Origin of the sequence: Serratia marcescens, from assembly GCF_001902635.1 — a bacterium.
Lineage (GTDB): Bacteria > Pseudomonadota > Gammaproteobacteria > Enterobacterales > Enterobacteriaceae > Serratia > Serratia marcescens_F.
The window spans coordinates 75,920-95,509 of the sequence record NZ_MJAO01000003.1 but is presented as its reverse complement, the minus strand read 5'-3'; the positions used below and the strand labels follow the sequence as shown (position 1 = coordinate 95,509).

Below are 19,590 nucleotides of genomic sequence, written 5' to 3'. Positions count from 1 at the left end.
GTTCTCCCGTGTGTTTCACACAGTAGCAAGTATAGCAGTCGCCCTCATTCCGACACGCGCGAACCGAGATCGCGATCGCCGGGGGCGCCCGCCAACAGCTCGGTCAGTTCGTCGCAGGCGCAAATGCGGCCTTCACGCACGGTGAAATGCGCCAATACCCGTACGCGGCTGCAGGTGCCATCGCGCTTTTCCACCTGTACCAGATGGTGCGTCAGTACCGCCTCGCCCTGCTCCGCCGCTGCGATCACGCTCAGCGTCATGCCGCGCGTTTGCCGCTTCAGCAGCGCCATATGTTGCTCAAACTGTTCGAGGTTCAGCACCTGGCCATCCACCTGCTGGCGGTAGTCCGCGCTGAAGCGGGCGGAGATCTGCGCCGGCCGATGTTGCGGGTTGGCGACGACCTGCTGCAGCACATCAAGCACCAGATTCAGTGGGGTCAGTTGAGTCATCATGTTTCTCCGAAATAGGGTGAGCGGTGATCCTATCCCGGCCTGCTGATGGCATAATAACCACATCAAGACTTTTGATAACGTTAAACGGCCAACATGATTCAGATCCGCAGCCAACGCCTGCAACATGGGAAAAAGCACCTGACGCCCTGGCATCAGCACGCAGGCGGCCAGGTCTATCTGCTGACACACGGGATGCTGGCGCTGGAACTCCCCGGCCGGCAATGGGCGATCACCGGCGGCAGCCTGGGCTGGTTGCCGCCGGGGTGCACTCATCAGGCGCTCGCCTGCGGCGACGTGGCAGGCTGGAGTTTATATCTGCCGGTGGAAAGCGCGCCTGAGATGCCGACACAGCCACAACTGTTCACGGCCTCCGCACTGTTGCAGGCCCTGGTGGAGCGCATCGCGCAGTTCCCCGTCGGCCCGCTGAATGCGCCGCAACGGCGGCTGCTGCAGGTACTGCTGGACGAAATGCACACGGCAAGCCGAACGCCGTTGCAATTGCCGTTGCCGCAAGACGCCCGGTTGCTCAACATCGCCCGGGCGCTGTTGAACGATCCCGCCAGCCCACGTAGCCAACGCGAGTGGGCGGACTGGGCCGGGCTCAGCCCACGCACCCTGAGCCGCCGCTTTCTGCAGGAAACCGGCGTCAGCTTTGCCCTGTGGCGCCAGCAGGCGCGGGTATTGCGTTCACTGGAGGGACTGTCACGCGGCGAACCGGTCGGCGCGGTGGCTGACGCCTGTGGCTATGATAACGTCAGCGCCTATATCGCCGCCTTTCGCCGCCGATTTGGCGTCACTCCGGGCGCTTACTTCGCGGCGGGCCGGCAGCAGGAAATGGAATAGGGAAACGGGCGCACGGCGCGGCGCCCGCAGGAAAGTTATTTCACCGTCTCACGCGGCAACACGGCGAGGATCTGTTCCACCACCCGCTGCGGATCGGCAGCGCCGTCCATCACGTAATGTGCGGCGTCCTGATACAACGCTTCACGCGCCGCCAGCACCTCGAGCATCTCCTCGGCGATCGGCCTGCCGGTCAGCGTCGGGCGCTGCGCATCTTCCGGGTACTCTTCCAACCGCTGAGCCAACACGCTGGCCGGTGCACGCAGGTAAATCACGGCGCCATGCTGGCGCATGAACTGACGGTTCTCTTCCGCCAGGATCGCGCCACCGCCTGTGGCAACTATAGTTGACGGTTTAGCCACCGTTTGCAACGCGATGGTCTCACGGCGGCGAAACCCCAGCCAACCCTCGCGCTCGACCATTTCCGCCACGCTCATCTGCGCCGCCTGCTGCATAAACAGATCGGTATCGACGAACTGATAGCCCAACGCCAGCGCCAATGCGCTGCCTACCGTGGTCTTTCCGGCTCCGCGAGCGCCTACCATGAACAGGGTTTGTGTCATTACGGGTTGTCCCTTATGCGGTGACTTGAGTGCATTGCATACCAAAATACCGTGCGGGTGCGATGGCGTGGTGGCAGCATCATACCCTGCCCGCTTTGTATTTCAATATTTACGATAGTGTAAATTCCATGGCACAGCGACTGCCGACGGCGAAGCCGTGCGCCAGATCCTCATCCAGATGCCGCCGCAAGGCGGGCGTGAGCCGCGCATCGTCGAGCGGCAGGAATCCCAGGCGCCGATAGTAAGGCGCATTCCACGGCACCTGAATGAACGTCGTGAGCGTCAGGCGACTCGCGCCCTGCAGTTTGGCCTCTTTCGCCACCGCAGCGATCAGACGGCGGCCTACGCCCTGCCGCTGCCACGAACCGGCGACCGACAATTCGGCGATGTGCCAGTCTTCCCCCTGAGCCTGCACGGCGATAAAGCCGGCGCATTCGCCGTTGCCGCTTTCCGCCAGCCATTCACAACGGCTTGCGATAAACGCGGCGTGCTGTTGCGGGTTCATCACCTCGCCTTCGGCGATAAAGCGCCATTCCGGCTGCTGGCGAAACAACTGCGCCGCCGAGCGTTCAACCGCCATCAGATGCGCGATATCCCGCTGCTGCGCCAAACGAATTTGCAGGCTCATGGGTTCTCCTTAAGATTAAGGCGGTTATTTAAGCAAATTTCACCACCCGTGGCTTAGAAATCGATCCCGCCGCGCTTGTTGTCATTCAGTCTCTAGCTGACTCCAATAGGTCCCTGAAAAAGGCAACGGTAAAAACTGCTGATAAAGCTGTTGGAAGGTCTGCTGCGGGTTAATGTCGGCGAACAGATCCGGGTAAAACGCTTTGGCGAACACCTCGACCAGCACCACGTGGTACGGGCTAAGGTAAAAGTTGTGCCAGACGCTCCAGGCGCGGCGGTTCTTCACCGCCTGCAGGCTGGTCAGCATCGGCTGTTTGGCAATCAATTGGCGGAAACTGTCGGCGGCGTCCTGCCGGCTGACCTGCGGCCCAAGGCGCAGGTCGGACAGCCGTTTACCCTGCGGGCCGGCCATGCCGGTGGCGAGGTAAACATCCGGATTGGCGCTCAGAATGGTTTCCGGGTTCAACTCACCGTACACCCCTTTCACGCTGGCGTTGGCGATGTTGTCGCCGCCGGCGAAGGTCAGCAGATCGCCAAGGTTACCGTGCGCGGCGGTGGTGCAGCAGGTATCGCGACGGCCCAAATGCAGGTGCAGCATCACTTTGGGCTTCGGCCCCTGATAGCCCGCCAACCGTTGCTGGATCACCGTCATATGTTGCTGATAAAAGTGGATGAACTGTTCGGCGCGCTGCTGGCGATTGAGCACTTCACCCAGCAGCCGCACGCTCGGCACGGTGTTGTTCAGCAGATCGATGCGCAAATCGACATAGATCACCGCCACGCCGGCCTTGTTCAGTGCGGAAACCAGCAGATCGTTGTCGCCGTCTTCACGCGCGTAGCGCGCCAGGATCACCAGATCCGGCTTCAGTTGCAACAGGCTTTCAACATTGACCTGGCGAAAATTATTGCCGCTGATGACGGGAATTTCGGCGATCTGCGGGAACTTCTGCGTGTAGAGCCGCCAGCTTTGCGCGTCGAAGCGCGCCAGATCCGCCGGCCAGCCGACGATGCGCTGCGCCGGGTTGCCCGGCTCCAGCAACGCCAACGTGTACAGCATACGGCTCTCCCCTACCACGATCCGCTGCGGATTGTCCGGCACCACGACCTGACGGCCGGTAATATCGGTCACCGTCTTCGCCTGTGCGGAGAATATGCTGAAGCACAGGGAAAGCAGCAGTAAAACGAGGGGATTGCGCATGATTGAGCCGAAACGGGGAATTGTGTGCGCATGATAATCACTCTCATTAACACTTGCAATCCCGCGCCGCAATTGCCAAAAGAAATCTGGCAAACAACGCCGAGCGTACGGCGAAACACAGCGAAACCACTAAAATAGCGGCGTTAAAAAGTTTAAAACACGGCCGAAAAGCCGGTTAAATAGAGCGGTAACCACCTAAAAATCGGGAGCCCCCATGACTCAACGCATTATTCCTCTGTCGGATTGCCCGCAGTTTACCGATGTGTGCGCCGCCTGGGCCTTCGGCCAGTGGGGCTCACAGCACGGCGGCTCTCTGGAGCGCACCCTGCAGCGCTTCACCCAATGCAGCCGGCCGAGCGACGACCACCTGACGTTGGTGATGATCGACGGCGAACGCCCAGTGGGCATGGCCAGCCTGTGGCCCAGCGATGACCATCAACGCCTGGATCTCACCCCGTGGCTGGCCGGCGTCTTCGTTCATCCCGATCATCGCCGCAAAGGCATTGCCCACCGTCTGGAGATGGCCATTGTCACGGCGGCGCGGCAACGCCATCACCCGGTCTTGCACCTGATCACCGACAAATCGGAAGCGCTGTACGCCGGCTGGGGTTGGCATCCCCTGGAGCGCCGACGGCAGCATGGCGAAGAGGTGGTGGTGATGACGAAAAAACTGTAGTTAACGCGGCGTACAGACATACACCAGCGCCGGCGGGAAATTGCGCACCACCCGCAGGCGCTTCCAGTGAAAATAGCGGGACAGCAATTTCTCCGACAGGTGGCTGTATTGAAACAGCACCAGCGTGCCGTTGCGCACCAGCAGCCGCTGCCGGGCCTGCTGAAGAATGCGCGCGCTGATCCTGACCGGGATTGACAGCAGCGGCAGACAGGAGAACACCACATCGTAATCCGTGGCCATCCGGGTAGCCGAATGGGCCATCACCTGCAGCCGCCGATCGTCAATCCCATGCAGCCGATGCACAAAATGGGGTTGAATTTCGAAAGCCTCCAGCGCCGCATCGGCGCGCATCCGCCCCAGAATGCGCTTGGTCAGCACGCCGTCCGCCGCGCCCAGTTCCGCGATCGACAGTGCCCGGGTCCATTCAACCTGGTTCAGCATCGCCTGACACAGCCACGGGGAAGAAGGCGCCAGCGTACCGACGGTGCGCGGTGAAGCCATAAACTGCTGCAGGTAAGCAAAGTGATTCATCAATTGCAGTCGGGTCGCGTTTAACATTGAGGCCTCCTTGGGTTAAGCCCTCAATGTGAGCCGAATTTCTTAAGTATTCATTAATATGAATCCGAAAGCGGCGGACACAGTTGTAATGAAATGCAACCTCCGCAGCAGCGGCACAACGAAAAACGGTCGTAATAATGACCTGAGCATAAGCCGCTTACGCGCCGATACATCAGATGATTATTACAACCGTTTATTTTAGTGGCCACGCTGCCGTGGCCAGAGGATAAAAACCAACGCTTAGCGATAAATTTCCGCATTGCCGCGCCAGTAGCTGGAATCTCCGGGGGTGTCCAGACCGATAATGCGATAATGACCGGCGCCGTCCGCCGCGGCTTTTTCTTTCAAGGCATGGATAGCGTCATGCGGTGAGCCGCTAATGCCGGAAACCGACACCACGCCGAGGCTTTGCAGATTGGCGGCCTGCTCGCTGTTGACCGGTTTCACCGACGACAGCGGCGCGGCGAAAGTGGAGAAAGAAGCGGCGGCGATCAATACTGCTGCGATGCTTGGGATAAATTTCATGATTGACTCCAGGTGTTCTTGTTTATTAGCTCGTTGTCAGTGATGTTAATTATCCGCCAGCCAATGCAAACGGACGTCATGCAACGTAAAGAACATCAATCATTGTGAGGATAATAAGGAGGAAGTAATAGCGAGTGTGTATTTTCTGGCGAGAACGGCTTTATAGCATTCACCTTATCCCTATTTCATGAACAATTAAAGACAGTGAGAGATAAAGAATGCGTTCCGTCGCTATTTAAGATTTTTTTACCCGCCGGGGTGCGCTGAGCTACGCTGTTTTTGTGGCTTACCCTTTAAGGAAGAATGTTTATGTCGCAAAGCTTACTACGGGTGCGTGACGGTCAGGGAGCCTCGGTGTCATTTTCCGAGCTGCTGTTCGATCTGATCTACGTCTTCGCCGTGACCCAACTTTCCCACTATCTGTTGCACCACCTGACGTTGATCGGCGCGCTGGAAACCCTGTTGCTGTGGTTCGCCGTCTGGCTGGCCTGGCAATACACCGCCTGGGTCACCAACTGGTTCAATCCTGATACCCGTCAGATCCGCCTGCTGCTGTTCGCGATCATGCTGCTGGGGCTGTTCGCCGCCGCCGCATTGCCGCAGGCGTTTGGCGAGCGCGGTCTGATCTTCGCGCTGTTCTACGTGGCCATTCAAGTTGGGCGCACAATCGCGGTGCTCCGCCTGCTGGCGCCCGGCCACCCGTTAAAACAAAACTTTCGCCGCATCCTCGGTTGGCTGTGTATTTCCGCCGTCTTCTGGATCGCCGGCGGCTTGGCTGAAGGCAACGCCCGCCTGGCGCTGTGGGCGGTCGCCGTGCTGTGCGAATACGTCTCGCCGATGTTCGGCTTCCGCCTGCCGGTGTTGGGGCGCTCGGACAGCAGCAGCGAATGGACCATCGAAGGCCACCATCTGGCGGAGCGTTGCCAGCTGTTCGTGATCGTGGCGCTGGGGGAAACCATTCTGATCACCGGCGCCACCCTGAGCGAGATGGAAAGCTGGAGCCTGCCGGTGCTTATCGCCTCGCTGGTGGCCTTTCTCGGCAGCCTGGCGATGTGGTGGGTCTACTTCGACACCAGCAGCAAAGCCGGCAGCCACGCTATCAGCCAGGCGGAAAATCCCGGCCAGCTGGGCGCTTACTTCCATTACGTGCACGTCGCGCTGGTGGGGGCGATCATCGTCTGCGCCGTGGCCAACGAGCTGGTGATCGCCCATCCCGACGGCCGCATCCAAAACGCCACGGCGGCGGTGCTGCTGCTCGGCCCGGCGCTCTACCTGTTCGCCAACGCACTGTATAAACGCCTGGTGTACCACCGCTTCCCGCTGTCGCACCTGGCCGGGCTGCTGGCGCTGGCGGTGCTGGCCCCCGTCGCCTATTTAACCGACCAGCTGATGGTCAACGGCCTGACGACGCTGATCATGGTGATGGTGGCAGTATGGGAGAGCATATCGCGCGGCAGAGCACCGCAGCGGCATGCCGAAGCCTGAATCAAACGGGGGCGTCACCGCCCCCGCTGTGAGATTGATGACAAACCTCATGCCATTGCCGGGTTTGCAGAGAGCAGCGGATAAAAAACAAGGAAAATCAATTTATTGATTTTCGGCTGATGGCCACAAAGGAGGAAAAACCACGTTTTTTCCTCCTTTGTCAACGGTCTGACGGGGGCGCTATCGCCCCCGATGCCGGTCACTTCAAGGGGTGCGGCAGGGTGAGCACCCAGAGCTCGCTCAGCGACTCCGGCTGCTCCAGAGGCCGCAACTCGATGCGGGCGTCGGTCTTGTCGCCGTCGAGGCTCAACCGCCCCTCTTTCTCCAGCTGGTAGTCGCCGATTTTCTTACTCTTTGGCGATGCATCCACCAGCTTAGCCTGCAAGCCAAAGTCGTTGTCATTGATCACCGCCAGCGTGCGATCGTCGATCAGCGCCAACCCTTCCGCTTTCTCCTGGCGCCAGCCCAATTGACGCAGATCCGCCACTTCCCGTTTCTGCGCCAGCTTTACACCGCGTTTAGCCAACTCTTTCGCGTCGTCGAACTCCAGCGCTTTACCCTGGCCGTCAAACGCGCTCAGATCGCTGGCCTGCGCGAGATCTACCAGATAGATCTTGTTGATCATCGTGTTATCTTTACCGCTTCCCTGTTCAATCAACAAGATACGCTGGTTGTCCAACGCCACGACATCGCCAATCTTGGCATCTTTGGCTTTTTTATAGCTGTCGATATCGATGGGATAGCCATACATGGCGGTGTTGCCATTGCGCGGATCGAAGCTTACCAACCGGGTAAACTGCGCCTTGTTTTTGCTTTTCCCGTCGACATCCAGCGTGCTTTGCACCGCCGCCAGAATTCGCCCATCCGGCATCCGGGTCAGCCCCTCAAAACCGCGGTTAGGCTGACGCCATTTCAGCATGTTCGGCAAACCGCCCGCCACCGCCTGCTCACCGGCCTGCGGCGTCGGGCCATATTTGGCGAGGATTTTACCTTTGCCGTCGATATGGATCAGAAACGGACCGTACTCATCACACAACCAATAGCCCCCGTTGCCGTCACCGGTAATGCCTTCGGTATCCAGCCCACGGCGATCGCCGGACAGCGGTTGCAATGCGTCATTCAACGCCACTTCGTTGGTGGAACCAATTAGCTCCCCCGGCAGCGGCAGCCCGCTGATTTGCCCTTGCGCGTCATGCAAGGGCCGCGCATTCTCGGCCACGGCCTTGCCGCCGCCGATACGGATGTCCATCAACAACGGCACAAATTGCGGATTGGCGAAAATCTTGGCCTCGCGCTTGCCCACCGCCGGGGCATCGGCATTAGGGCCGCGATCGGTTAACGTCGTCAGCACCAGCTCGTCGCCCTGCTTTCTGTTGAACGTCAGCCCAGAGCCAATCCCCATCGGCAATCCCTGCGGGAAGTTTTTGGCAAATGCCCCCTGATAGGCAACGTGTTCCCCGCCGGGGAAGCCGACCACATAACGCGCCACCTCAATATCTGCAGCGTAAGTCAATACAGGAAACAGTGAAGCCAACAGCAGGGATAGCGATTTTATTTTCATGGTTTTTACCCGAGGTTGAATGAAGCATTGTCAGGCACAAGAAGATATTAATTTAGCATGACACTGAGATGACAATAGGCGCTGCGTAAAATGTGCAATATTCAATAAGCTTGACTGGCAAATAGGAATTAACAATTAACATGAGCGTATTGAATGGAGAAAACCGCTGGAAAAAACCATCCGAAAATACCCCGTCAATTCGCTTAGGGTAAATTCTTATATCAAAGATAAAAAAATCGGCAAACGCGCGCCGGCACGGCGAAAAACGCCACTTTTCTCATAGACAAAATAAAATACCGGCGATTTAATACCGCCGTTATTCAAGGTGCATTAAGAAAAGTCTATAGAATATCTGCCTGAATGGGAAAAGCTGTTCTATAGTTTTTAGTGCTAACGCCCGTTAGTCTATTCCGCAGGATGGAATCTATGTCAAAGCGACTTTTTGCTGAATTTTTTGGCACATTTTGGTTGGTGTTTGGTGGTTGTGGTAGCGCAGTATTAGCAGCGGCATTCCCACAGCTGGGTATTGGTTTCCTCGGCGTCGCGCTTGCTTTCGGTCTGACCGTGGTGACGATGGCCTATGCCGTCGGCCATATTTCCGGTGGGCATTTTAACCCGGCGGTCACCGTCGGCTTATTCGCCGGCGGCCGTTTCGCGGCGAAAGACGTGATCCCTTACGTTATCGCTCAGGTGATCGGCGGTATCGCCGCAGCGGCGGTGCTGTATTTGATCGCCAGCGGCAAAGCCGGTTTCGACGCCACCGCAGGCGGTTTCGCCTCCAACGGTTACGGCGAGCACTCACCGGGCGGTTACTCTCTGCAAGCCGCGATCGTGATTGAGCTGGTACTGACCGCCTTCTTCCTGATCGTTATTCATGGCGTGACCGACAAACGCGCGCCGGCAGGCTTTGCTCCGCTGGCGATCGGCCTGACGCTGACCCTGATCCACCTGATCAGCATCCCGGTGACCAACACCTCCGTTAACCCGGCGCGCAGCACCGGCGTAGCGATCTTCCAGGGCACCTGGGCGCTGCAGCAGCTGTGGGTGTTCTGGCTGGTGCCGCTGGTCGGCGGCATTATCGGCGGCCTGATCTATCGCTGCCTGCTGGAAGACAAAAAATAAGCGCATCGCAGTCGATCGCGTTTCACGGGGCAGCCTTCATCGGCTGCCCCGTTGCTTTCAGCCCTTCGTCACGACAAACATCATGATATCGCTGGTAAAGGAGCCGTCCGGCTGAATGGCGAAATGCGCCGCTACCTCCTGCGACACGCTTTGTTGCAGCGCACGGATCGCGGTAACGAAGTGCGCCGGCGTGCGCATGCGCGCCACCCAGCTGCCGAACTCCAGCATCAACCGATCCGACGTCACCTCGCGCACCACCAGCCCAGCCTCGGTCAATAACGCCAACCACTCGCCCGGCGCATAGTTGCGCACGTGCGAGGTGTCGCGCAGCACTTCTACGGTTTGCAGGTAGATATCCAGCAGCGGGTGCCCCGGCGAAACCACGTCCATAAAGATCGCCCTGCCGCCCGGCTTCAATACCCGCCTGACTTCGCGCAGCGCCTGGCCGACATCGTGCCAGTGATGCGCCGAATAGCGGCTGATCACCAGATCGAAGCCATCGTCCTCAAACGGCAAGGACTCCGCCACGCCCTGCTGCAGCTGAATATTACTCAGGCCTTTTTCCGCCGCCGCCTGCGCCACCACCGCCAACATTTGTGCCGACAGATCGTAGGCCACCACCTGCGCCACACTGGCCGCCGCCGTGAAGCTGGCGTGCCCGGCGCCGCAGCCCAGATCGAGCAGGCGCGCGTCGGCGTGCGGCTCCAGTAACTGCGTGAGGCGTTGCAAATCCTTGCCCTGCGCATGCACCGCGCTGGTTAAGTAGGCGTTGGCCTGCTCGCCGAACTGCCGATCTACCGCGTTTTTATGGCTGTTGCTGATGCTCATGTTTGCTCCCGTTATTATCCGGCTTGCGCCTGTGCCTGAAGGCTTTCGGCTACTATAATCAGGCTACTATACGGGTACAATATGAGCAGTTATCCTGGTATAAATAGGTACCACGCTATGTCATCAGAAGCCTTATCCGGGCCAAAAGCCCTCGGCGCGTTTCTGCGCGCGCACCGCGAACGCATCACGCCGGAAATGATCGGCCTGCCCAGCTCCTCGCGCCGCCGCACCAGCGGCCTGCGCCGTGAAGAGCTGGCGCAAATCAGCGGTATCAGCGCCACCTGGTATACCTGGATCGAGCAGGGCCGCGAGGTGTCCATTTCCCCCTTCACGCTGGCGCGTATCGCCAAGGCGCTGCGGCTCGGCCCCGCCGAACGCCACTACCTGTTTACCCTGGCACGCGTCGCCGACCCTGAACAGGAAATGCACCATGAAACCGCCAATGACGCGGTGCTGCAAAGCGTGCACCAGATGACGGTGCCCTGCTATCTGCTGGACGTGACCTGGAACGTCGTCGCCTGGAACCCGCAGGCGGCAGCGCTGTTCAGCGGTTGGCTGGATGTGGCCAACAGCCCTAACCTGTTGCATTTCATGTTCTTCCACCCGCTGGCGAAAACGCTGGTCAGCGATTGGGAAGAGCGCGCTCGCCGCGTGGTGGCCGAGTTTCGCGCCGAAACCAGCCATCATCAAAATACCGAAGAGATGCGCGCCTTCGTACGCAACATGACGCACAACAGCGCAGACTTTAATCACTGGTGGAAACAACATGACGTGATGGCGCGCGAAGGCGGCGAACGCGCGTTCGACCACCCTCAGCAAGGCGCGCTGCGCTATCGTCAGCTCACCTTCCACCCGGCGGAACACGGCGGTCTGAAGCTGGTGATGCTGATCCCGCTGCCGTAATTGGTAACAAATTCATAGACAGGTTTACCCGCCATTTATTTATTGGTTCATACAAACGCGCTAGGGTGAGAGTTACCGATGATAGTGATCATCCAGCACCGTTTTTTATCTCCTGAGGTACTCCTATGCAATCCGAAGAACAACGCCTTATCGATGGTCTGTTTGGCCGCCTGAAAGAAGCCGAGACCAAGACTGGCCCACGGGATCTCCAGGCAGAGCAGCAAATCAATCAGCATATTCGCGAACAGCCTTCCGCCCCTTACTACATGGCGCAGGCAATGATCATTCAGGAAGCGGCGCTCAAGCAGATGGACCAGCGGGTTAAAGAGCTGGAAGCCCAGGTCGCGCAGCTGCAGCAAACCGCCAACAGCCAACAGAGCAGCGGCGGCTTCCTGGCCGGCCTGTTCGGCGGCGGCAGCCGCAGCACGCCGAGCCCGCGTGAACAGTATCAGGCGCAGCAGCAAAATACGGCGGCCTGGAACAACGCGCAGCAAGGGGGCTACTCGCAGCCGCAGCAGCCTGCCTACGCCCAACCGCAACAGGCGGCGCCTTCACGCGCCGGTGGTTTCCTGGGTGGGGCGTTGCAAACGGCGGCGGGCGTCGCCGGCGGCGTAGTATTGGCCGACATGCTGACCGGCATGTTCCGCCATTCTCAGCCGCAGGAGATCGTGAATATTATCGAGGAAAACCCGGCGCCGCTGGACGACAGCGCGATGCGCAATTTCGACGCCTCCAACAACCTTGATACCTTCAACAACGGCGACGGCAGCAGCTTCCTGAACCAGGACAACGGCTTCCAGAACGCCAACTACCAGGACGACACGGATTACGCCGACGATTACAACGACGACGACGATTCCTTCCTGTAATGCCCCTCTCCCCCTCTCATCCGCAGGGGGGGGATTTCCCGTTTCACCGATCTGGACTACAGTGAACGCTGTTCATTTATCCGGCCGGGAGACACGATGCCGAGCTTTAATCCTTCAGCCCCTTTCTTCAGTGAGCGCCTGCAGATGCGGCCGCCAGTGATGGCGGATCTTGAGCGCTTCTACGCCATCTTTGGCGATCCGCAAACTCAGCGCTTCAACCCCGCCGGCCCGCTCACCAGCGAAGCACAGGCCGCTTCGGCGCTACAAGACCGGCTCGCCGGGTGGCGGCAACACGGCTACGGCTCCTGGGCGATCGCCCTGCGCGAACGGCCGGATTCGATTATCGGCTTTGGCGGGTTATCCTGGAAACCGCTCGGCGCGCAGCGCACCGTGAACCTCGGCTATCGCTTCGACACTCGCGTGTGGGGGATCGGGCTGGCTACCGAGATGGCGCGGGCTTCATTGCAATACGGTTTTATCGGGCTGGAAATGGATGAGATTTCCGCCATTGTGCGCGAGGAAAATCAGGCCTCGTGGCGGGTGTTGGAAAAGGTCGGCTTACAGCGGGTGGATACGCTGGATGACGTGCCCGGCGCGGCGCCGAGCCTGGTCTATACGCTAAAACGCAGCGGGTATCAGGGCTGATCGTCGCTGATTTTGGCCAACGCCATACGGTAAGACTTGACCTTTTGACGCTTTTTCAGCCAGGTGGTCGCAGAAACGATGAACACCGCGCCCGACATCGCCAACACGCCGGTCGGGTGGCCGTAAAACACCATCAAGGCAAAATACACGGCGGAAACGATCGCCACCCATTTCGCCGTATTGCCCATGTCGTTTTTCTCCTGGGTCAAACGGCGGATGTGCTCTTCTTCACTGATTCCCATACGCGCTCCTTGTTGGCTGAACGCTCCATTATATGAGGCTGGAGTGCTGATATTTCAAGCGGTTGGATGGTAAAGAAGCGTAAAGCTCAGGCCGGCGGTTCCCGCCGAGGCAGATAGCGCCCGGGCTGCTCGGCGCCCGGCAGACCGGTGCCGTCGTTGCGGCCAAACAGCCGGTAGCGATTGCCGGCGACCGCGTCGTAGAACCTGTCCGCCAGCCGTGGCGGCAGGAAACGCGCCAGCGCCAACACGCGGTACGGCCACCCCACTTGTCGCAACGCCTGAAACAGCGCCGCCGAGCGCAGCCAATAGCGCCCCTGCTCAACATAGACCACAGAATCGAAACGATCGGTCGGCAACCCCAACGCCCGCAGGATCGCCTGCCCTTCGACGGATTGCACCGTCGCCAACAGAATGCGCCGCTGCCGATCGGCGCGAATAAGATATCTCACCAGCCCGTGACACAGATTGCATTCGCCGTCGAACAACAGCGCGCGATCGCCGGGCTGGAGATAAGGAAATAGTGATAAAAGGGTCATCCCGCCTCCCGATAAACGATCGCCTTAGCCTAACGCGCCTTGGGCATGCGAACCAGAGCGGGATGACATGGCCCGTTAAGGCGCAGGCGGGGCGTCAGGCACGGCCACCACCGCGACGCGCACCTCGTAATGTTTGGCGCTGCCCACCGGGATCACCGCCGTCAGTTTGTTGATGGTTTCTACCGGATTGTCGCTGGCCGAGGTGGCGCAGAACAGCTCACCACCGTGGCAGAACCCCGGCTTGGGCGGGTGCCCGCCCGGGAAAGGCGGCATGCGCATCGGTTCATCCGCCGCAGGCGCCTCGGGGGCCGACATCGCGCCCGCACTGAACAACAGCGCCGCGCCCATGCAGGGCAGCGCCAGGATCTTGATTGCTTGTTTCATTGAATTAGCCTCATTTGCCGGGTTCGGGATTACGCTACCCCGCCCCCGGCCAATGAGAAAGCCGCTTTTCGCTACCTTTTCGCCCCGCTGCGTTTTGCTTACATCCCGCGTTTAACGTGATGAAAACAGAAGATTTGGTAAATATTCTGATTTTTCCATCCTTCCACACGGCGCATGCCACCCTGCGTGGAAACTCTTCATGTTATTTTTCTAATCAACCCCTTAACGGGGTATGAGCTAGCTTTCCTGCTTATCTTTTCTCTTCTGCCTAAAGTTTTCGTCGTTAATACAATATTGGTAAGAATCAACGATCAAACCCGTTAGCCGCAAAATATTTTCCGGGCGGTCGATAATGATATGCCCCCCTGCAGCCAACTCCAGGCCAGCGCGAGTTATCTCAGCCAGCCTGGCATCGTCTATCTCAAGCGGAAGCAAAATGGTTGGGCGTTGCTTATTGTCGAAATAACGCAGAATCCAACGCGTCGTCTTCCCTTGAAAGAGGATGCTGTAATAGCTTTCCGTGTCTTTCGCAATCAGCTCTGCCTCAGCGCCCAAGATCATCGCCACATTGTCAAACAAGCACCTTTCTGCAAAGGTCGTCACTATTTTACTATTCTCGGGATCAACGATCGGGGCGAGCGGATCGGGTCTGTTTTGCGTTTCACCTTCATCTGAAGATTCAGACGCTACAACATTTTCCGACGTCACTGACAGGCCAGAAACGACCATCGCACTCACCGCTTTTTCAACAGCCAAACGAACCAATGGCGTTATTGTGTCCAAAAAACGTTGGTTTAGCTGACGCTGAACGTTAGAGCGACTTGCCACATAACGAACAAAATCTGAATCAACGTCTCGAAGGCTAGCGCTGATAGTTTTTGTAAATGAAGTCAGATAGATACTTTCTTCAGCTAACGTCCGCAGTGCTTCAGGCTGAAATTGGTCGTGCCTAAATCTATATAGCTGATCAATATCAGAATCATTTAGATTATTAAAATCTATTTTCAGGAATGGCGTATCATCCATGATGTTCTTATCTTTCAAATCGGTGAAAAATCGCCATTCTTTTCCATTGGTTATTGCAGAAACCGTGACCTCTGGTGTCGCATTAAAATAACGAGATAGCTGAGGGCTATGATTTGACAGATTTTGACTGAAAGACTTCGCCTCGATGAACATGACGGGAACCGCATGGCAAAAAAGGGCGTAATCAACGCGCTCACCCACCTTAACACCTGGAAAATCAGCACCATACTCAGCCTTCACCTTAGTCGGATCATACGGATGAAAGCCTAAGGTTTCTAATAACGGCAAAATTAATGCCTGCTTAGTTGTTTCCTCAGTATTGCAATGCTGGCCAACAGAGGCCACATGAAGAACATGGGCCTTAAGCTTATCTCTGAATGCATTCATCAACCACCCCTCTGCTGTGTTAAATCGCTGTAGTCTTAAATCACACGTTAAAAAGTACTTTTCTTGCTACAAAGTGGGGCTCTTAAATAGAACTCCGTCAGTATTTAATAAAATTAGCATTAATTATTAGCTATATAGCAGAACAAATAGCCTTAATCAAAATGGGAGCACAAAGACCTATAGCCGATCACAATAAAGAGGGAAGCATTAACAGATGGGAATTTATAGCGAGTGAACTATTATTGGCACTTATACAGGATCTAGATACAGATGATGGGCAGCAAATACTGCCCATCTATCGCGTTACTTGCCGCCGGCCAGCGTGTTGTAGCTGGTCATCAGATTGCGGTAGTCCGGGATATGGTTGGAGAACAGCGTGCCCAGCCCTTCGATATCGTTGCGCCAGTCGCGGTGCAGCTCGCAGGCGACGCCGAACCAGGTCATCAGCTGCGCGCCGGCGGCCTCCATGCGGCTCCAGGCCGACTGACGCGTCAGCTCATTGAACGTGCCGGAGGCGTCGGTCACCACAAACACCTCGAAACCTTCATTGAGCGCAGACAGCGCCGGGAATGCCACGCACACTTCGGTCACCACACCGGCGATGATCAGCTGTTTACGGCCGGTGGCTTTCACCGCCTTGACGAAGTCGTCGTTGTCCCAGGCGTTGATCTGGCCGGGGCGCGGAATAAAAGGGGCATCGGGAAATTGGGCTTTCAACTCCGGCACCAGCGGGCCGTTGGGGCCGTTTTCAAAACTGGTGGTCAGAATGGTCGGCAGGTTGAAATATTTCGCTAAATCACCCAACGCCAGCACGTTGTTTTTAAACCGATCGGGATCGATATCGCGCACCAGCGAAAGCAGCCCTGCCTGATGATCCACCAGCAATACGGCAGCCTGGTCCTTGTCGAGGCGCTTGTAATTTGCAGTCATGGTTTACTCCTGTGGGGGTTGATGTTGCGGATGAAACGCCCCGCCGCGGGGACGGGGCGTTGAGGTTTAAGTGTAGCGCCTGAGCCGGAGAGTGCTTCCCGGCTCGGGCGCCTGCGGTCAGCCGGCGCTCGCTTCGGCGTTCATGCTGCCGAACTTGCCGCTGTTGAAGTCGCGAAACGCCTGCTGGATTTCCGCGTCGCTGTTCATGACGAACGGGCCGTAGCCGACGATAGGCTCATCGATCGGTTCACCGCTCAGCACCAACAGCGCGACGTCGTTGTTGGCTTCGATAGTGATCGAATCCCCCGCCCGGTCGAAACGCACCATTTGGGTTTCGCGCACCACGTCTTCGCCGTTGACCAGGATCGCGCCGTGCAGCATCACCAGCGCCAGCGTATGGCCTTCTTTCACCGTCAGCGTGGTGGTGTGGCCGGCGTTCAACTTCATGTCCCACACGTTGAGCGGGCTGAAGGTGCGCGCCGGGCCGGCGTGGCCGCCAAAGTCACCGGCGATCACCCGCACCTGCCCTGCGCCGTCCGCCAGCGGAACCACCGGAATATCGGCGTTCAGCAGCGTCTGGTAACCCGGCTCAGCCATTTTGTCCTTGGCCGGCAGATTGACCCACAGCTGCACCATTTCCATGGTGCCGCCCTTGCGCGAGAAGTCCCGCGAATGGAACTCTTCGTGCAGAATGCCGGAGGCGGCGGTCATCCACTGGACGTCGCCGGGGCCAATTACCCCGCCGCTACCGGTCGAGTCGCGGTGTTCCACTTCGCCCTGATAGACGATGGTCACCGTTTCAAAACCGCGATGCGGGTGCTGACCCACGCCGCGGGTGCCGGAGGCAGAGCGGAATTTGGTTGGCGCCGCGTGATCCAGCAGCAGGAACGGGCTCATTTCCGCCCCCAAATCGTTATAAGAGAACAGCGAATTCACCAGGAAACCGTTGCCGACCCAGTGCGCTTCCGGGCTGTTGTGAATACCGAGGATTTTTTTCATCTTGAACTCCCGTTTCAGACCTCACGGCCTTAAGTTGATGGCAGAAGTTTAATCCGCCGGGGTTTGCTGCAGTAGTAGGCAAGATGTACACTCAGTGTTCTACTGGTAGAACGATAAGGGATGCGATGCTGACCGATCTGAACGATCTGTTTTTCTTCGCCAGCGTGGTCGATCACCAGGGATTTGCTCCCGCCGGGCGGGCGCTGGGCATTCCCAAATCCAAGCTCAGCCGCCGCGTGGCGCTGCTGGAAGAACGGCTGGGCGTGCGCCTGATCCAGCGCTCGACGCGGCGTTTCTCGGTGACCGAGGTCGGCCAAAACTATTACGCACACTGCAAGGCGATGCTGGTGGAAGCGGAAGCGGCGCAGCAGGCGATCGAACAAACGCGCGCCGAACCCTGCGGCACGGTGCGTATGTCGTGCCCGGTGGCGATCCTGCACACCCGCGTCGGCAGTATGGTGGCGGCCTTTATGGCCGATTATCCCAAGGTGACGGTGCATCTGGAGGCCACCAACCGCCGGGTAGATGTGGTGGGTGAAGGGCTGGATCTGGCGATCCGCGTGCGGCCGCCACCGCTGGAGGACAGCGATCTGGTGCTGAAGATCCTGGCGCAGCGCACCTGGTGCGTCGCCGCCAGCCCGGCGCTGGTGCGCACCCTCGGGCCGGTGCAAACGCCGGAAGACCTGCGCAAATACCCGACGCTCGATCTCGGCCCGGCGCGCGCGCAGCACCAATGGCGGCTGACCGGCCCGCAGGGCGAACGGGTGGAGTGGGAACACACGCCGCGGCTGGTCACCGACGACATGCTGATGCTGCGCACCGCCGCCATCGCCGGTGCCGGCATCGTTCAGCTGCCGGCGATGATGATGCGCGACGACATGCTGCGCGGCGAGCTGGTGCAGCTGCTGCCCGGTTGGCAGCCGCAGGGCGGCGTGGTGCATGCGGTCTACCCGTCGCGGCGCGGCCTGTTGCCGGCGGTGCGGCTGCTGCTCGATTATCTGGGTGAGCAGTTCGCCAGCATCGAAGAGGAGTGATCAGGCCGTGATTTCGATCGCGTTGCCGTCCGGATCGCGGATGACGGCCTCGTAGAAGCCGTCGCCGGTCCAGCGCGGCGCAGACTGCAAGATACCGTCCTGCTGCGCGCGCTGCGCCAACCGATCGACCTGCCGCTCATCCCCCAACGACAGCGCGATGTGCGCCCACCCCACCCGCTCCTCCTGAGCCTGCGCCGGCAGCAACGTCGGCACGCGCATGATCTCCAGCGTCGGCCCGGCCGCCAGGCTGACAAAGCGGGAAACGAACCCCGGCCGGTTGCGGCTGACGTACTCCTCCCCCGCTTCGCCATTGAAATAGCGCTGCCAGAACGCCAGCTGCGCGTCGATATCGCGGGTCCACAGGGCAACATGGGCTATTTTCATCGTCATTCTCCGGTCGATAAATCGCTATGCCAGACCTGGCCGCCGCCCTGCGCCACCTGCTGTTCGAGCTGCGGGTGCGCACCGCGCGCCGTCACCAGATGATCCACCCGCACGGCGGGCAGGAAGGGGTAAGGGGCGTAGGTGTTGAGTTTGTCGCGGGTGCACAGCACCGCCACGCTGCCGGCGCGCGTCAGCAGCCGTTTTTTGAAGGTGGCGTCCTGGTAGCTCAGCGCGGAGAAACCGCCGTCCGGGTCGTAGGCGCAGATGCCGGTAAACACCAGATCGAAATGAAAGCCGTCGATCTCTTCCGCCGCCTTGGCATCCACGCAGCCGCCGACCTGCGCATCCAGCTCACCGCCGATCAGGATGGTGCGGATCCCAGGCCGCTCCAGCATTTTGCCGGCGATGCTCAACGCATTGGTCACCACCGTCAAACGCCGATCGCGCGGCAACAGATCCGCCAGATACAGGTGGGTGCTGCCGGCGTCGAGGAAGAGCAGCTGCTCTTCGCCGATCAACCCCAGCGCGGTCTGCGCCAGCGCCAGCTTCTCATCACCGCTTAGCGCTACGCGCGCCGCGACAGGGCCTTCGGCCGGTGTCGGCGCCAACGCGCCGCCATAGATGCGTTTGCACAGGTTCTGCGCCGCCAACTGGCGCAGGTCGCGGCGGATTGTCGCTTCGGTGGTATTCAGCCGCTGCGCCATCTCCAGGGCCAGCACTCGCCCCTGTTGGCGGAGCGTATCGAGAATGGCCTGGTGGCGCTCATTCGGTAACAGTTTGGACATCGCATAAACCCGGTGACGCTAAAGTGATCAC

General features: G+C 59.0%; 24 protein-coding genes. 8 read left to right on the top strand and 16 right to left on the bottom strand.

The genetic code is table 11. The features are described 5' to 3' along the window. Positions 1–44: 44 nt before the first annotated feature. A complete protein-coding gene (locus tag BHU62_RS03595; RefSeq protein WP_073529197.1) occupies positions 45–449 on the bottom strand; it encodes a nuclear transport factor 2 family protein in 405 nt (134 codons plus the stop codon). A gap of 96 nt (positions 450–545) precedes the next feature. On the opposite strand from BHU62_RS03595, the gene BHU62_RS03590 reads away from it, so the two are divergent. Next, entirely contained in the window at positions 546–1,295 is a 750-nt protein-coding gene (locus tag BHU62_RS03590) for a helix-turn-helix domain-containing protein (protein ID WP_073529196.1), read from the top strand. 35 nt (positions 1,296–1,330) lie between these two features. Here the strand turns inward: BHU62_RS03590 and aroL are convergent, their stop codons facing one another. The 3 genes from aroL to BHU62_RS03575 form a co-directional block, all read right to left on the bottom strand. Beyond that, positions 1,331–1,855, bottom strand: coding sequence for a shikimate kinase AroL (gene aroL / locus BHU62_RS03585; RefSeq protein WP_073529195.1), 525 nt, complete (start codon positions 1,853–1,855; stop codon positions 1,331–1,333). A gap of 109 nt (positions 1,856–1,964) precedes the next feature. After that, positions 1,965–2,483, bottom strand: coding sequence for a GNAT family N-acetyltransferase (locus BHU62_RS03580; protein ID WP_073529194.1), 519 nt, complete (start codon positions 2,481–2,483; stop codon positions 1,965–1,967). An 81-nt stretch (positions 2,484–2,564) separates the two neighbouring features. Further along, positions 2,565–3,680: an ABC transporter substrate-binding protein gene (locus BHU62_RS03575; RefSeq protein ID WP_073529193.1), complete on the bottom strand. Its 1,116-nt coding sequence runs from the start codon at positions 3,678–3,680 to the stop codon at positions 2,565–2,567. Between the two features lie 214 nt (positions 3,681–3,894). On the opposite strand from BHU62_RS03575, the gene BHU62_RS03570 reads away from it, so the two are divergent. After that, positions 3,895–4,356, top strand: a complete 462-nt coding sequence (locus BHU62_RS03570) for a GNAT family N-acetyltransferase (RefSeq protein ID WP_073529192.1) — start codon at positions 3,895–3,897, stop codon at positions 4,354–4,356. Here BHU62_RS03570 and BHU62_RS03565 read toward each other — a convergent pair whose 3' ends face one another. Together BHU62_RS03565 and BHU62_RS03560 are read right to left on the bottom strand one after the other, a co-directional pair. Beyond that, a complete protein-coding gene (locus BHU62_RS03565; protein WP_073529191.1) occupies positions 4,357–4,914 on the bottom strand; it encodes a class I SAM-dependent methyltransferase in 558 nt (185 codons plus the stop codon). A gap of 240 nt (positions 4,915–5,154) precedes the next feature. Then, positions 5,155–5,439, bottom strand: coding sequence for a YdgH/BhsA/McbA-like domain containing protein (locus tag BHU62_RS03560; protein WP_073529190.1), 285 nt, complete (start codon positions 5,437–5,439; stop codon positions 5,155–5,157). Between the two features lie 309 nt (positions 5,440–5,748). Here BHU62_RS03560 and BHU62_RS03555 point away from each other — a divergent pair, with 309 nt between their 5' ends. Next, positions 5,749–6,924, top strand: coding sequence for a low temperature requirement protein A (locus BHU62_RS03555; RefSeq protein ID WP_073529189.1), 1,176 nt, complete (start codon positions 5,749–5,751; stop codon positions 6,922–6,924). Between the two features lie 199 nt (positions 6,925–7,123). On the opposite strand, the gene BHU62_RS03550 is transcribed toward BHU62_RS03555, so the two are convergent. After that, complete coding sequence (locus BHU62_RS03550; RefSeq protein WP_073529188.1) at positions 7,124–8,485, bottom strand: esterase-like activity of phytase family protein; 1,362 nt, start codon at positions 8,483–8,485, stop codon at positions 7,124–7,126. Between the two features lie 426 nt (positions 8,486–8,911). On the opposite strand from BHU62_RS03550, the gene aqpZ reads away from it, so the two are divergent. Continuing rightward, positions 8,912–9,607, top strand: coding sequence for an aquaporin Z (aqpZ, locus tag BHU62_RS03545; RefSeq protein ID WP_004940529.1), 696 nt, complete (start codon positions 8,912–8,914; stop codon positions 9,605–9,607). A gap of 57 nt (positions 9,608–9,664) precedes the next feature. On the opposite strand, the gene BHU62_RS03540 is transcribed toward aqpZ, so the two are convergent. Next, positions 9,665–10,435, bottom strand: coding sequence for a class I SAM-dependent methyltransferase (locus BHU62_RS03540; protein ID WP_073529187.1), 771 nt, complete (start codon positions 10,433–10,435; stop codon positions 9,665–9,667). 117 nt (positions 10,436–10,552) lie between these two features. Here BHU62_RS03540 and BHU62_RS03535 point away from each other — a divergent pair, with 117 nt between their 5' ends. The 3 genes from BHU62_RS03535 (at position 10,553) to BHU62_RS03525 (ending at position 12,852) form a co-directional block, all read left to right on the top strand. Continuing rightward, positions 10,553–11,338 carry a helix-turn-helix transcriptional regulator gene (locus BHU62_RS03535; RefSeq protein ID WP_073529186.1) on the top strand — a complete coding sequence of 262 codons (786 nt, stop codon included), beginning with the start codon at positions 10,553–10,555 and terminating at the stop codon, positions 11,336–11,338. Between the two features lie 125 nt (positions 11,339–11,463). After that, positions 11,464–12,207, top strand: coding sequence for a DUF2076 domain-containing protein (locus BHU62_RS03530; protein WP_073529185.1), 744 nt, complete (start codon positions 11,464–11,466; stop codon positions 12,205–12,207). Between the two features lie 96 nt (positions 12,208–12,303). Next, positions 12,304–12,852 carry a GNAT family N-acetyltransferase gene (locus BHU62_RS03525; RefSeq protein WP_073529184.1) on the top strand — a complete coding sequence of 183 codons (549 nt, stop codon included), beginning with the start codon at positions 12,304–12,306 and terminating at the stop codon, positions 12,850–12,852. On the opposite strand, the gene BHU62_RS03520 is transcribed toward BHU62_RS03525, so the two are convergent. The 6 genes from BHU62_RS03520 to BHU62_RS03495 form a co-directional block, all read right to left on the bottom strand. Next, positions 12,843–13,094: a hypothetical protein gene (locus tag BHU62_RS03520; RefSeq protein WP_019454252.1), complete on the bottom strand. Its 252-nt coding sequence runs from the start codon at positions 13,092–13,094 to the stop codon at positions 12,843–12,845. The two genes, BHU62_RS03525 and BHU62_RS03520, sit on opposite strands and share 10 nt — an antisense overlap. Positions 13,095–13,180: 86 nt before the next feature. Beyond that, on the bottom strand, positions 13,181–13,630 hold the full coding sequence (locus tag BHU62_RS03515; protein ID WP_073529183.1) for a thiol-disulfide oxidoreductase DCC family protein: 450 nt from the start codon (positions 13,628–13,630) through the stop codon (positions 13,181–13,183). Positions 13,631–13,705: 75 nt separating this feature from the next. After that, on the bottom strand, positions 13,706–14,014 hold the full coding sequence (locus tag BHU62_RS03510; protein WP_073529182.1) for a hypothetical protein: 309 nt from the start codon (positions 14,012–14,014) through the stop codon (positions 13,706–13,708). 237 nt (positions 14,015–14,251) lie between these two features. Continuing rightward, the gene (locus tag BHU62_RS03505; RefSeq protein ID WP_073529181.1) at positions 14,252–15,427 is read right to left on the bottom strand and encodes a type I restriction endonuclease; all 1,176 of its coding nucleotides are present in this window, start codon (positions 15,425–15,427) and stop codon (positions 14,252–14,254) included. 303 nt (positions 15,428–15,730) lie between these two features. Further along, complete coding sequence (ycaC, locus tag BHU62_RS03500; RefSeq protein ID WP_060423224.1) at positions 15,731–16,357, bottom strand: isochorismate family cysteine hydrolase YcaC; 627 nt, start codon at positions 16,355–16,357, stop codon at positions 15,731–15,733. Positions 16,358–16,474: 117 nt separating this feature from the next. Then, positions 16,475–17,356 carry a pirin family protein gene (locus BHU62_RS03495; RefSeq protein WP_016928920.1) on the bottom strand — a complete coding sequence of 294 codons (882 nt, stop codon included), beginning with the start codon at positions 17,354–17,356 and terminating at the stop codon, positions 16,475–16,477. 125 nt (positions 17,357–17,481) lie between these two features. Here BHU62_RS03495 and BHU62_RS03490 point away from each other — a divergent pair, with 125 nt between their 5' ends. Beyond that, a complete protein-coding gene (locus BHU62_RS03490) occupies positions 17,482–18,390 on the top strand; it encodes a LysR family transcriptional regulator (RefSeq protein WP_073529180.1) in 909 nt (302 codons plus the stop codon). Here BHU62_RS03490 and BHU62_RS03485 read toward each other — a convergent pair whose 3' ends face one another. Together BHU62_RS03485 and BHU62_RS03480 are read right to left on the bottom strand one after the other, a co-directional pair. Further along, entirely contained in the window at positions 18,391–18,774 is a 384-nt protein-coding gene (locus BHU62_RS03485) for a VOC family protein (protein WP_073529179.1), read from the bottom strand. Positions 18,775–18,776: 2 nt separating this feature from the next. Continuing rightward, a complete protein-coding gene (locus BHU62_RS03480; protein WP_073529178.1) occupies positions 18,777–19,559 on the bottom strand; it encodes a DeoR/GlpR family DNA-binding transcription regulator in 783 nt (260 codons plus the stop codon). Positions 19,560–19,590: the final 31 nt, after the last annotated feature.